This window comes from Vagococcus silagei (assembly GCF_004795745.1).
Lineage (GTDB): Bacteria > Bacillota > Bacilli > Lactobacillales > Vagococcaceae > Vagococcus > Vagococcus silagei.
The window spans coordinates 128055-140499 of the sequence record NZ_SDGV01000014.1; the positions used below are offsets into that span (position 1 = coordinate 128055).

Annotated in this window: 13 protein-coding genes and 2 pseudogenes; 7 read left to right on the plus strand and 8 right to left on the minus strand. The window is 33.9% G+C overall.

Going from position 1 to position 12445, the window contains the following annotated elements; translation table 11 throughout:
- Window positions 1-18: 18 nt before the first annotated feature.
- Both ESZ54_RS06300 and ESZ54_RS06305 read right to left on the minus strand, forming a co-directional pair.
- Window positions 19-960 (minus strand): LacI family DNA-binding transcriptional regulator, encoded by a 942-nt coding sequence (locus tag ESZ54_RS06300; RefSeq protein WP_136136817.1) that lies wholly within the window; start codon window positions 958-960, stop codon window positions 19-21.
- Window positions 961-975: 15 nt separating this feature from the next.
- The gene (locus tag ESZ54_RS06305) at window positions 976-1785 is read right to left on the minus strand and encodes an HAD family hydrolase (RefSeq protein WP_136136818.1); all 810 of its coding nucleotides are present in this window, start codon (window positions 1783-1785) and stop codon (window positions 976-978) included.
- A gap of 397 nt (window positions 1786-2182) precedes the next feature.
- Here ESZ54_RS06305 and ESZ54_RS06310 point away from each other — a divergent pair, with 397 nt between their 5' ends.
- Genes ESZ54_RS06310 through ESZ54_RS06320 form a run of 3 tightly spaced genes read left to right on the plus strand, consistent with a single transcriptional unit; the run spans window position 2183 to window position 4830 of the window.
- Window positions 2183-3745 (plus strand): ATP-binding cassette domain-containing protein, encoded by a 1563-nt coding sequence (locus ESZ54_RS06310; RefSeq protein WP_136136819.1) that lies wholly within the window; start codon window positions 2183-2185, stop codon window positions 3743-3745.
- Window positions 3746-3761: 16 nt separating this feature from the next.
- Entirely contained in the window at window positions 3762-4211 is a 450-nt protein-coding gene (locus ESZ54_RS06315; protein WP_136136820.1) for a helix-turn-helix domain-containing protein, read from the plus strand.
- A gap of 19 nt (window positions 4212-4230) precedes the next feature.
- On the plus strand, window positions 4231-4830 hold the full coding sequence (locus tag ESZ54_RS06320; RefSeq protein ID WP_136136821.1) for a DUF1349 domain-containing protein: 600 nt from the start codon (window positions 4231-4233) through the stop codon (window positions 4828-4830).
- 69 nt (window positions 4831-4899) lie between these two features.
- Here the strand turns inward: ESZ54_RS06320 and ESZ54_RS06325 are convergent, their stop codons facing one another.
- From ESZ54_RS06325 to ESZ54_RS06345, 5 genes are all read right to left on the minus strand, one after another.
- Window positions 4900-6039: a glycerate kinase family protein gene (locus ESZ54_RS06325; protein ID WP_136136822.1), complete on the minus strand. Its 1140-nt coding sequence runs from the start codon at window positions 6037-6039 to the stop codon at window positions 4900-4902.
- Between the two features lie 23 nt (window positions 6040-6062).
- Entirely contained in the window at window positions 6063-7055 is a 993-nt protein-coding gene (locus ESZ54_RS06330; protein WP_136136823.1) for a choloylglycine hydrolase family protein, read from the minus strand.
- A 51-nt stretch (window positions 7056-7106) separates the two neighbouring features.
- Complete coding sequence (locus ESZ54_RS06335) at window positions 7107-7544, minus strand: GNAT family N-acetyltransferase (protein ID WP_136136824.1); 438 nt, start codon at window positions 7542-7544, stop codon at window positions 7107-7109.
- 4 nt (window positions 7545-7548) lie between these two features.
- The gene (locus ESZ54_RS06340; RefSeq protein ID WP_136136825.1) at window positions 7549-8331 is read right to left on the minus strand and encodes an aminoglycoside adenylyltransferase domain-containing protein; all 783 of its coding nucleotides are present in this window, start codon (window positions 8329-8331) and stop codon (window positions 7549-7551) included.
- Window positions 8332-8416: 85 nt separating this feature from the next.
- On the minus strand, window positions 8417-8797 hold the full coding sequence (locus tag ESZ54_RS06345; protein ID WP_136136826.1) for a GNAT family N-acetyltransferase: 381 nt from the start codon (window positions 8795-8797) through the stop codon (window positions 8417-8419).
- A gap of 262 nt (window positions 8798-9059) precedes the next feature.
- Here ESZ54_RS06345 and ESZ54_RS06350 point away from each other — a divergent pair, with 262 nt between their 5' ends.
- The 4 genes and pseudogenes from ESZ54_RS06350 to ESZ54_RS06360 all read left to right on the plus strand — a co-directional run bounded on the left by ESZ54_RS06350 (window position 9060) and on the right by ESZ54_RS06360 (window position 12040).
- Window positions 9060-9905 (plus strand): Ig-like domain-containing protein, encoded by an 846-nt coding sequence (locus tag ESZ54_RS06350; RefSeq protein ID WP_136136827.1) that lies wholly within the window; start codon window positions 9060-9062, stop codon window positions 9903-9905.
- A 167-nt stretch (window positions 9906-10072) separates the two neighbouring features.
- Window positions 10073-10222 carry a hypothetical protein gene (locus ESZ54_RS12565; protein ID WP_204249517.1) on the plus strand — a complete coding sequence of 50 codons (150 nt, stop codon included), beginning with the start codon at window positions 10073-10075 and terminating at the stop codon, window positions 10220-10222.
- Window positions 10223-10434: 212 nt separating this feature from the next.
- Entirely contained in the window at window positions 10435-10683 is a 249-nt protein-coding gene (locus tag ESZ54_RS06355) for a DUF2187 domain-containing protein (RefSeq protein WP_136136828.1), read from the plus strand.
- A gap of 279 nt (window positions 10684-10962) precedes the next feature.
- Window positions 10963-12040 (plus strand): annotated as a pseudogene (locus tag ESZ54_RS06360) (IS30 family transposase).
- A gap of 38 nt (window positions 12041-12078) precedes the next feature.
- On the opposite strand, the pseudogene ESZ54_RS12665 reads toward ESZ54_RS06360, so the two are convergent.
- Window positions 12079-12255, minus strand: a pseudogene (locus tag ESZ54_RS12665) (IS30 family transposase); the annotation flags it as partial.
- Window positions 12256-12445: the final 190 nt, after the last annotated feature.

The window sequence follows — 12445 nt, forward strand, 5'->3', positions numbered from 1 at the left end:
CAACGACCTACACACTCGTTAGCGAGGAATGAAGGTCGAGATGATTGGTTCAGGTTGACTAGGTTGATTCATAACTGCAAGATCAAAAGCACGCAAACCAATCTCTTTAAAGCGATGTTCAACGGTTGGCAAACCTAATAAGCGGCCACTAATTTGGTTTTCTTGACCAATAATAAGCGGCATTTCCTGCTCACTCTCTAAAAATGCCTCATAAACGCCAGACGCCACATCATCACCATTTGAGAAAATACACTCAAATTTTTCTCCAGCGTTTATTCTTTTGAGCATCGCCTCTTTGGCGTCAACATTTGAAATAATACCTGTAATGATTTCTTCCTTGTGTGGTGTCTCTGCATACACCTTTCGAAATGTATCAATCGTAACTTGACTGGTAGTACTCTTATCATATGAACGACTTAACAGAATATGCATCTGTTTAATCCCTTTTTCTTTTAACCATGAAAAAACTTCTACATAAGCCCCTTCTCGTTCTGGATAAACGGATAATATTTCCTTCCGATTCGTTTTTTCGCAGCATACAATCCGGCCGTACTCTGAATATTCTGCTAATGTTTCTAATGAAATACCATGTGAGGTAAAAATTATCGCATCAATTGCTTTTTGTCGCAATTGCTCCAAATACTTTAGTTCTAAATCTTCATCGTATTTTGATGGTAAGATCACAATTTGATATGACGTTGAAATAGCACGTTCAATTATACCGTTTAAAATTTCTGTAAAAAAAGGATGTTTTGTGTGTGGTAATACAACACCAATATTATAGGTGTTACCAAAGCTCAAATTCCGTGCCATCGCATTGGGAACAAATTCAAGTCGTGTCATTGTTTCCTCGATTGCCTGCTGTGCTTTTTTAGAAACATGTTTATGTCCATTAATAACCCTTGAAACAGTTGCCACAGAATAACCACTTTGTTTCGCAATATCATAGATATTTGCCACAAATACTCACTCCTTTTATTTTGGTAAACAAAACTTTTCAATCCCGTAAGCAACACCGTCTTGAAGATTACTCTTTGTAATGTGTAACGCATACTCTTTGATTTCATCTTGAGCATTTCCCATCACAATGGGCATTCCTACTAATTTTAACATCGAGATATCATTGTGACCATCACCAAAAGCTGCAATGTCTTCTTTCTTTAGGTTCTCTAAAGCCATAATTTTTTGAATCGCTAAGGCTTTTTGTGCTTGGTTTGATGTCACCTCTAAAAAGATTCCTCCCGAACGATGAACCGCAATCGAGTCAAAGCCTAAACTTAATATATATTCGTGTATTTCATCTAATTGTTTTTGATCAAAAACAATCAACATCATTTTGAAAATTTTACGCTTTTTAGCCCGGAATAGTTCTGCCAATGATGTCAGTTGGACATTACATCTCGTTGCTTGATGCTGCAAATCAATACCTCGATCTTTTAAATCCGAAAACCAATTTGCTTCATCATAAACACTTAAACTGACTTGAGGATACTTCTCTCTAATTGTTCGACTGATTGTTTCAATCACTTCTAATTCTAAATAATTTTCATGTAATAGTTCAAAACCACCATCAATTACTTTATAAATCAGACCACCATTAAATCCAATTTGATCTTCTGTCAAACCTAGCCGCTTGATTGAAGGCGCCATTTCAATTGGCGCACGACCAGATACTAGTGTCAAAGGGATTGGCATTGTTTTAATAGTATTCATATTAGCATTACTAATTTCACCTTGTTTATTTAATAGAGTTCCATCCATATCCGAAAAAATTCGTTTTATCATTGATTATCATTCCTTGTCTTTTTTATAGGGCCATGATAGAGGGTAAGCATTGGTATTGTTCTATTTATCATGCTCGTATTATTTATTGTTCATCTAAAGAGCAAACTTTATCACCTCTATTTACGGGGACTGAAAGCTGGAGTTCGGCACTAAGTCAATCATGATATTCTGGCAAAAAACGTCAGATTATCATGCTCACCTTACTGCTCACTCCAAAACGCTTTCTTTACCACCTCTATTCTAACTGTTGTAACCCGTTTTAGGTCAACAAAATAGTTTGTTTTAATTTTATTTTTCCTATTTATTCCTTTCAGTTAGGAAAATTAACGTAAACAACTCTTGACTTTATTCCTTTATTTTCCTAAAATAGAGAAAAAGTAGGAAAGTAGGTCTCGCTATGAAACAGGTTATCCGTGAAAATAAACATTTTATTATTTTGATTAGTCTTACAGCCATTGTGACAACCTTAACTTCTTTAATTGCCCCCATTTTATTACAAATTGCCCAAAAAGACAAAACGCTCAACGGAAATCTATTAGTCATCATTTTTTTGGCCATGCTCAGCTCTTTTATTATCCAAATGTTCATCATGGTTTATAAAGAGAATTACGCTGCAAAATTTAATACTGATTATTTGTTTAACTTACTAACAAAGATGTATGACCTTGAATATGATGCATTTCTTAAGCTCGAATCAAGTTACCTCATTAATCGAATCTTTAGTGCAGTCGATGCTTTATATCAATTTTTAATTTCAAGTTTTAGTACGGGAGTTAGATCGGGATTCACAATTATCCTATCCTTGACTCTCATTCATTTTATTTCAATTAAACTAAGTTTTTTTATGTTTCTCTTAATTCCAATTAACTATTTTGGTTTCAGATATATCAACAAACAACTTAAACAACGTCTAAACGATATGCAAAAATCAGCAGCTCAGACGAATAAAAACTTGATTGCTACTTTCGGTAATCATGACGCGGTAAAAATTCAATTAAACGCTCAAACCCTTCATCATTTACTGTATGTAAACATTAGCGACATGTATCAGACTGTCGCAAAATTAAATAAATTTGCGCAAACAACGAGTAGTTTCTTAACGTTTCTGAATCAAACTTTTCAAACTTTTGTCTTGATTCAAACTAGTCTTTTGATTAGCCAAAATCAATTACCACTTGCAAATTTAATTATCGTCAGTATTTTACTCCCATTATTTTTTGCTTCCCTGGGTGATTTAACAAAAATGAATATCGATTATAATACGTTAACTTCAACACGAGATTTTATTGAAACTGACTTAGATCAAAACTTAGAAATAAAGGGTAACCAATCTATTGAACAGATTACTACTCTTTCGCTAAAAAATCCCAGCTTTCATTTACAAGAAGAAATCTTTGGTTATACTATTGATATAGAGATGGAAAAAGGTGACATTATCTACCTCACTGGAAAATCAGGTTGTGGGAAATCATCATTATTAAAACTACTACTTCAATTCAGGCATTCTGAAGGTATATACATTAATCAAATGCCTATCAATCAAATCTTGCAAACCAGTTTAAGAGCAAAAATTGGTTATCTATCGCAGAATCCATTAATCTTAACAGCGACAATTGAGGAAAACATTGGCTTAGGAACAAAACTAACGAGTAGTCAAAAAGAATACCTTCGCAATACGAAAATTCTTGAACCCATTTTTGAAACAAAGTCTTGGGATACTCTTTTAACTGAAAATGGTAGCAATCTATCTGGTGGTGAAAAACAGCGTCTTGCAATCGCCCGACTCTTAATGACTGATGCCGATTTATATATCTTGGACGAATGTACTAGTAATATTGATGAAGAAGCTAGTTTACACATTTTTAAGACATTGCTCTCGCACGCTGAAGGTAAAATTGTCATCTATACTTCTCATGATCAAACCAATCAAATTCACGCAACCAAAACTATAAAACTTTAACGGAGGACATTGAAGAATGCTAACTGTTGAACAACTTGCTGAAGAATTAAATGTGACCACCCGCACCATTCGTAACTATCTAAAGGAAGGAAAACTGACGGGAACAAAAGTAGGGGGACAATGGCGTTTCACCGAACAAAATATTTACGATTTTTTTGGTAAAACAGATGATTTAAACGAAGAAAACAACCTAGCTTTAAACTATTTAAAACAGGTACCGGAACTAAACCAAGGCTTAACTGTCCTAACATTTCAATTCGATTCAGATCAAGCAATCAGCCTCTTTCGCGACAAAACGTTAGCACACTTTAATCTAATGTATGCTGAAAGTTCTGTTACTAAAAAATTTAATTATCAATTGTTACCACAAAAATTTATTCGGATCACTCTAACCGGTCCAAACTACTATCTGATTGATTTTTCAACATGGATTACTCATCATTTTGAATTGTTGAATTTAAAATGATGACGAAAGGAAAACAATAATGAAACTTACTGACTTTGCATGGACACGAACACCGAAATATTATTGGCTTAATGATGATAAAATCGACATTTTAACTCAACCTAAAACAGACTTATGGCAACGTACCTATTATCATTTTCAGAATGATAATGCTCCTGTCTTTCAAATCAATACCGCTCTTAAATCTTTCAGTTTTAGTGTTAAGACCGATTTCAAAGATAGTGCTGTCCGATTCGATCAATGCGGCATTGTTATGTATCTCAATAGCGAAAACTGGCTCAAAGCGTCAATTGAATATGAAAATGATACTTTTCAACATTTAGGTAGTGTTGTCACAAATCACGGCTTTTCTGACTGGGCTACGACTGAGATTGATAGTTCGCAAAAAACGATGTGGTATCGCTTGAGTCGCCGAGATCAAGATTTTTGTATTGAACACTCCACAGATGGTATTTACTTCCATCAAATGCGTATTTGTCATATGCATGAAGCTTATGAAGATGTTCAGTTTGGTATCTACGCATGTTCACCTGAAGACTCTTCCTTTAAAGCAAGCTTTTCTGAATTTAAATTTGGCGAATGTCTATGGTTACCTCACGATGGTCAACAACCAGATTAGACAAAAAGCAGTTTCTTAGCGGAAATATATTCCGTTGAGAAACTGCTTTTTTAGTATCGTTTAAATCCATTAAGCGTTACTTCCTTTGTTTAATACTAAAATATTTTTTACCGTATTGGCTGCTTGAGTTAAATTCTTTACCGCATCAGACAACGCTTGTTCCAAAGTACAGACTTTAGTAATCATTGGCACCACTGCATGAATGCCAACTTCTTCATATTGTCGACTTTCACCTTCAAATGAACCAACAAATGCGATCACTGGTACATCTTTTTTTTGAGCTAGACGACTAATACCAACAGGCACTTTTCCTTTTAGACTCTGAGAATCTAATTTCCCTTCTCCAGTAAAAATTAAATCCGCTTGAGCAATTTGATCTAGAAGCTGAAAATATTGGGCAAGTAAATCAATTCCAGAAACCATTTCTGCTTGTAGTAATACTCTTAAACCAATTCCTAAACCACCTGCTGCTCCGTCGCCAGCTACATTTTCACAAGAACTTGTTAAAGTTTTATGATAAGACAACATGTCTGCTTCGTATTGGTTCATATCAGAATCTTTAAGTCCCTTTTGTTTGCCAAACATTTGTACGGCACCCGCTTCACCAGTTAGAAAACTGTCCACATCAGATGCAAGAATAAACTCGACATCTCGTATTCGTGGGTCGACATTATCATAGGATATCGTGCAGATTGAACCAAGTGAATTGCCAATCGGTTCTAATAATTTTCCCTCAACATCAAAAAATGCAACTCCTAAGGCCGACATTGCCCCAATGCCACCATCAATCGTTCCAGTTCCACCTAAGCCAATGATAATCTTTTTTGCCTGATTAGAGAGTGCAACTTGAATCGTTTGACCAACACCAATAGTACTTGTTTGCCGCGGATGGCTTATATTGTTATCCGTTAAGAGATGAATCCCAGCAGTATTCGCAGATTCAATAACAGCAAGTTTTTCTTTTTCAAGCCAAGCATAATGCGCCAGCATCTCTCGACCTGCTAAATCCGATACTTTAGCCAACTTCTCTTCTGTTGCACAATTTTGGAGAAATGCCGCAACTGTTCCTTCACCGCCATCAGCAATTGCTAATTCTGTCACTGAAAATATTTCATCAGAAAAAACCTCAGAAATTATCGCATTAGCTTCTATACTTGTTAAAGACCCTTTCATAGAATCAATAACCGACAAAATTCGCATCTTTTTCATCTCCACTTCATTCACGCAATTTACTAAACATTCAGATTTCGAATGATAAATTCTTGATTAATATTAAATATTCTTGGTTCCGTTTCTTTTAATAGTTCCTCATCTAATATAATACTAGAAACTTGCGTATTATCATATGAACTATAATAGTATGTTCGACTCTCATTACACATGGTACCAATATATTGAGAATAGTCGTTCGTTTCACGGTCCGTCACAACAACACCTTTAGGTATAAAAACTGTTGATAAAATATGATAGGCATTTAGAACACCTTCTGCTTCATTTTGAGCTTCAAGTGTATGCTCTTTGAAAAAGGCTGCACGGACAAATCGATCTGGTGGCGTATAACTACCTGGTAGACCTAAACTTCCTGTTCCTTGCGAAAACGGTACCGCTGTATATTGACCAAATTGACATGAAGGACGTTGCCTATTTGATAGATTTAAATAATTTCTTAAATTATCCAAGTGCCACTCTAAACAAGGCGTATTAGTCATCACCCCAACCGGATTAGGTTTTAATTTTAGTGTTTTTTCAGTTGGTTCAATCACACAACAATTACCGTCACAATCAGTTAAAATCCAATGAAGCGGCGTTACAATGCCCATGACTGGTACTTTTGCTTCGACAAGTCGTATCTCTGAAAGTAGAATCCTTACATCTTCAATCGAAGCGCAATTGCCAAGTAAAAAGGTAATAAACTCGTGTGGTGCCAAATTTATCATGTCCGGGTCAAGTGAACTTTGATACTTTGCCTCACCAGGTAAATAAAGTTCAGCAATTGCTAAGCCTTTTTCGTTTACACCATCGGCAACAAAATAATGATCAGCTAACTTTTTTCCCGCCCCTACGAATCCAAATTTATTTTCTCTAAGCTCACCTTCAATGGTTGATTTCCATTGATATCGTCGTGGCATAAAGATTGGATTCGGATTTAATTCATAGGAAAAATCCATTGTTCTTGAAAGTAAATGTTTTTGATCTGCTGTTTTAAAATAAATACTTGTACACATATGGCACCTCCATTTAAGATAGCAACACTGCTTATTTAATTACATTAACTGTTATTCGTTTTTCGTCCAGGTCATGATATACTCAACTTCGTTATTTTCTTCTTCCAATTGTTCTACAGAAACAATAAATCCTTGTTGAATGTAAAACTGATAGGCAGCATCATTTCGTTTATACACAGCGAGTTCTAATTTTTCGTGGTCTCCTTTAGCCTCTTTAATTAAACACTTACCAATCCCTTTTCCTCTATAAGAAGATTTAATAAAAATTCCGGCAATATAATCATCCATAATTCCCATAAAACCAACAATTTCTTCTTCCATGTAATATAGATATAAATCTGACTCCGGTAACATTTTTTTAACTTCCGCATAATGATGATCCCAATAGCTCTCGGAAATAAATTCATGTGCTTCTTTATTCGCAGTCAACCAAATATCTGAAATCGTATCAAGTTCGGTTTGTGTGATTTGACTTATTTTTTTGATCATTTTTCTAAACTCCTATCTCAATTTTTATTTGCTGGATAAGTTGATGAACCGTTGATTTAACTCTCGTTGACATCAAATTCATCGACTTTCCCGTTAGATACTCATCAAGAGCAGCCAAAATGACTTTTGTCTCAATTGTGCTAAAGTTTTCCACGACATAATTTGCAGCTTTATTTTTTGAGATAAACTCTTGTGTTTTAAGTGTATAGAGCATGCGACACAAAGTAAGAATAACATTTGATTTATCACCATCTAGTTCTGTAACTAAAATGTCAAGTTGATCACTAATTGCAAGTTTAACATCACTAAATGGTACATTGGGAAGTTGCTTGTCTTTACCAATTAACAAGATACCTTGCTTTTGGATTTGATATAACAAAATGGTTAAGTCTGGATTGATGAGTCGTTGTGAATACTCTCCTAATTGATATTCCTCCCTTAACCATTCTCCATATATGAAGTCTTGCGTTATTGGGTGTTTCCAAGGGTGCAAATCTTCAAGTACAACACTTGTCAATTCAACATAACGAATTTTATCAGTTGTCCCTATTTCACGTGAGTTATTCATTAACTGCTTTGTAATAAGTCCCCTCTTCCTATTCGGAATCGTGCTCTTCGTGATTGCTAAAAAATCTAAATCGCTGTTTACCTTTAATCCTTCATCAACAGCTGAACCAAATAAGTAAAGAGATATCAACTTGGAATCTAATTCATATTCAATCATTGACACAATTTTTTTCACTTGAATTCTATCTTGTTCAGATAGATTGCTATTATTTAAATCCATTAAATACCACCTCAAAAAAATTAGTTACATATATGATAAGTTTAGAATTTAAAAGAACACATTGTCAAACTATTCAATAAATAAACTAATAAATATATTCCAAGACTAGTTCATCATCATCAATGATGCGGCCAGTATGTAAAAATCCGAGCTTGAGATACAATTTTTCAGCTACTTTATTTTCTGGTTCAAAGCTTGTATACACACATTTTGGATTAAATTCGTTTTTAATTAGCTTTAGTATGTTCTTCATCGCTAGAGAGCAATATCCTTTTTGCTGGAATTTTTCGTCAATTAATAATCGCGTCACCCAATATTGATTGTCGTCAGGATCTAAAGAATACATGATAAATCCGACCATTTGCTCTTCATCATAAATAGCGAATGGTTGGTTTTCTGTAAAAATTTTGGCTTCTGCTAACGAATACATTGTTGATGCTACAAAATCTTCTTGTGCTTCAGTCACATCCAAAAAGAGACATTCATCAAAATTTTATCTAGTAATTTGATTAAATAAAATCATCGTCTATACCTACTTTCTATTATTTATGACTGAATTATACGATATCTTACACTGACAAGCATGTCACTTTTTCTGTATCTTTAAGAATTCTTAATAAATTTTATTAAAAAAGTAATAGACAAATATACATCCTGATGTTACGATTGTGTTACAAATAAGTTACAAACATTTATGTAGCGTTACAAAAATTAAGGAGCTGAAAATCATGAAAAAAAATCAAGTTATTACAACCGGTATTATTCTTAGTCTATTTACATTATCATCTCTTGCTAGTACTTCCGCTATTGTATTTGCCGACTCTACTTCAACGACAACAAATACAACTGAAGTTAAACCCACTAATACGACAGAGACAAAACCAACAACAACAGAAACCAAACCAATTAAAGAAATCATCACACTACCAAACTCAGGATCTGTTTTAGTCAATTATCAAGCTGGTCAAAAAGCAAGTCCCGCTGATTTTAAAAATGGTTTAGAAGAAATACATAATCTTAAATTTATTGAACTTAAATTCAAAGATGGTCTCACTCCTATAACTGATAAATCTGGCGTTAAAACTATTGAACTTATTGGAACAATCAACAGTGGACAGCAATACTTAATGCCTGCAAACTATTCAGTGACTGTAACTAATACTGAGCTCAATATTTCTAATGTGGCTTATAACTTTAATACTCAAACATTGAGTGGAACAACTAAACCAGGCGCAGCAGTTTCAATCGTTGGAAAAGATGGCGGAAATGGCATTGTTGATGCTGATAAAAATGGAGACTTCAGCATTTCGGCACCAGCAAAAGCAGGAGATATTATTTATATTACAGCTTCTGATAGCACAGGTGTTGGTGAAAAATTTACCTTTGTCGTTCCAAAACCTGAACCAATTATCGACCCTGTAAAACCAACTACTACGAATACAACTAAACCTATTACAACTACACCAACTAAGAAACTCCCTCAAACCGGGGAAAAAGCAACTCACTTCACACTACTAGGCATTTCATTAATTAGTACTGCTCTTGGTATGAGTATCTTACTAAAAAAACCATAGATAAATAAAAAAGAAAATCGAATGAGTCAAAACAAGGATTCATTCGATTTTTCAATTTCTGAAACTTTTCATTTGCAATTTTCTTTTTAATATAATATACTAATAATGGAATTTCGTTATGAACGTTTTAGTTGCCTTTCATCAACATACAGAAAGGAGAATGCTATATGACATTCAATAACAAAAAATTGGAGTACCGCGTAACATTAGATACTAATCTAAACTTATTCATCGTTTTCTCAAAAGAAAATGAAAACAAAGTTGCAACTGGTACTACCATTCAACAAGCAGTAAAAGAATTACAAAAAATTGTATAAGGAGTTAACAACCCAAATGAACGATTCGGATTCTTATTATTACTGAAAGCATTTACCTCTTCCATGAAAGGTGAATGCTTATTTTTTTGTTAAAAAATTTACTTAATCCCTATCTTTACATCTTTGTTTATTAATTTTTCCTTAAGAATTCAGCGTACCTATCAGTTTCATACGATATAATATTTGTATTAATATGTCATAGGAGGGCTCACATGAACTACAAAACAAGATCTTGCTCGTTAGATTTTGATATTAAAGAAAATACTTACAATTTGCAAAGAAACGTAGGAGATCAAATCACATTTCACGTTTTAAATGATACACGAAACTATTCAGGGATCATCTTAAAGAAATATACTAACAGCTGTCTCGTAGATATTTCGATGAATTGTAATCTCACTGAAGAAGAGCAACGAGCGTTTAATGGTCGGATCGTTATTTCTTATAAAATGATTGTGTAGTGCAGTTTAAAAGCGTTATTTTTAAATCTCCTTTATAAAACTTACGAATTGTCTATCTTTTAGTGGATAATTATCAATCTCTGAATTTATTTTAAAGCCAAATTTTGGGTAGTATGACACATCTTGATAACTTGTTGTATAAAGAAAGAGATATATACAATTTTTTTTTTAGGCAAATTTTATAATCAAGTTAGCCACTTGAAACATTAAAAAAACGTCATAGCGAAAATTCATGTATTATTAGGGTTCCAACACCAACTAATAAAGGATGATTTCACTATGACGCAAACTAAGATTATCACAAAAACAACTAAAGGAAAACACTTATCTCTTAAAGAACGTATCTCTATTGAACGTTGGAAACAAGATGGCGACTCAAATCGTGAGATTGCGAAGCATTTAGGTCGTGCGCCATAAACGATTAATAATGAAATTAAACGTGGGATGACGACTCAAATCAGCCAACGGAAACAAAATGGAAAAGTGTATCAATATCTACACACATTATATTTAGCTGATGTTGCCGAGCGTAAATACCATGAGAATCGTCAAAATTCGGGACGCCGGATGAAGTGGGTTGATTTTCCTGACATACTTGGAAAGTTGGATGACCTGATGAGTGGAAAAAATTGCTTCTCACCAGATATCGCCTTGTATATTTTGAGAAATAATGGGGACTTTTTAGCGAGTGAATTGCCCAGTACTTCTACTCTTTATCATTGGATTGATCAAGGTTTTCTAAAAACAAAAAATATTGATTTACTTTACAAGATGAGTCGCAATACCAAGAAGAAAAAAGCGAGAAGAAACAAGACCAATCTAGGTATATCAATTGATAAAAGACCACAAGTTATCAATACAAGAGCGACTTTTGGGCACTGGGAAATTGATACCGTTGTTGGTTCATTAAATAGAAACGAACCCGTTTTATTAACGTTAACTGAAAGGCTAACACGCTTTGAACTTATATAAAAAGCACTTTTTGGTTTAATGAAAGCATTGGGCCATAATTTTTCAAAAATCTTTCAGTCCATCACATCTGATAATGGGATAGAATTTTCAGGTTTAACCAGTCTCTTTCAAAATGAATTGGCGGTCTATTTCACACATCCTTATTCATCTTGGGAACGTGGGACCAACGAAAATCATAATCGAATGATTCGTCGTTTCATACCTAAAGGGACAAAAATCAGTACAGTTAGCGTATCAAACATAAAATATATCCAACAGTGGATGAACAATTTACCAAGAAAGATGATGAGCTATGCAAACACCTTATGAGTCTTTTATTAACGAAATCTGTAAATTAAAACTGGACTTAACGCGATTTGACATATTTACTAGGAATTTTAAATGACGTTAGACACTTTACAGGTGGCTAACTTGTACTTGAAATTTTCGGCTTTTATAATAATCAAGAATAGATAAACCATCATCTAATGCGTTATAAACGTTATAGATAGTCTGTCTAGAACGTTTCAATTGTTTAGCAACAAAAGTTACTTTCTTCTTTTAATAGTAATATGATTCTATTAAAACGAGTTCGTCTGTAGTAAGATGTGTATAGGTCATTTGTGATCGCTCTCCTTGTTTTCTTTGGTCGGAAATACAATTTGAGTTTATCACAAATGATTTTTTAGTTGTCTAGCTTAATTTTACAATCGGCGTAAATCAAGTAGAGGAATAAACCTTTAGGTTTATTGCCCCTCTCACACCACCGTACGTACGGTTCCGTATACGGTTTGGATTTGAGTCAATATCT

Bases quoted from the DNA above. Each gene is read 5' to 3' on its own strand.
- ESZ54_RS06305 (WP_136136818.1), bottom strand. From the start codon at position 1,785: ATGATAAAACGAATTTTTTCGGATATGGATGGAACTCTATTAAATAAA.
- ESZ54_RS06310 (WP_136136819.1), top strand. From the start codon at position 2,183: ATGAAACAGGTTATCCGTGAAAATAAACATTTTATTATTTTGATTAGT.
- ESZ54_RS06315 (WP_136136820.1), top strand. From the start codon at position 3,762: ATGCTAACTGTTGAACAACTTGCTGAAGAATTAAATGTGACCACCCGC.
- ESZ54_RS06320 (WP_136136821.1), top strand. From the start codon at position 4,231: ATGAAACTTACTGACTTTGCATGGACACGAACACCGAAATATTATTGG.
- ESZ54_RS06325 (WP_136136822.1), bottom strand. From the start codon at position 6,039: ATGAAAAAGATGCGAATTTTGTCGGTTATTGATTCTATGAAAGGGTCT.
- ESZ54_RS06330 (WP_136136823.1), bottom strand. From the start codon at position 7,055: ATGTGTACAAGTATTTATTTTAAAACAGCAGATCAAAAACATTTACTT.
- ESZ54_RS06335 (WP_136136824.1), bottom strand. From the start codon at position 7,544: ATGATCAAAAAAATAAGTCAAATCACACAAACCGAACTTGATACGATT.
- ESZ54_RS06340 (WP_136136825.1), bottom strand. From the start codon at position 8,331: ATGGATTTAAATAATAGCAATCTATCTGAACAAGATAGAATTCAAGTG.
- ESZ54_RS06350 (WP_136136827.1), top strand. From the start codon at position 9,060: ATGAAAAAAAATCAAGTTATTACAACCGGTATTATTCTTAGTCTATTT.
- ESZ54_RS12565 (WP_204249517.1), top strand. From the start codon at position 10,073: ATGACATTCAATAACAAAAAATTGGAGTACCGCGTAACATTAGATACT.
- ESZ54_RS06355 (WP_136136828.1), top strand. From the start codon at position 10,435: ATGAACTACAAAACAAGATCTTGCTCGTTAGATTTTGATATTAAAGAA.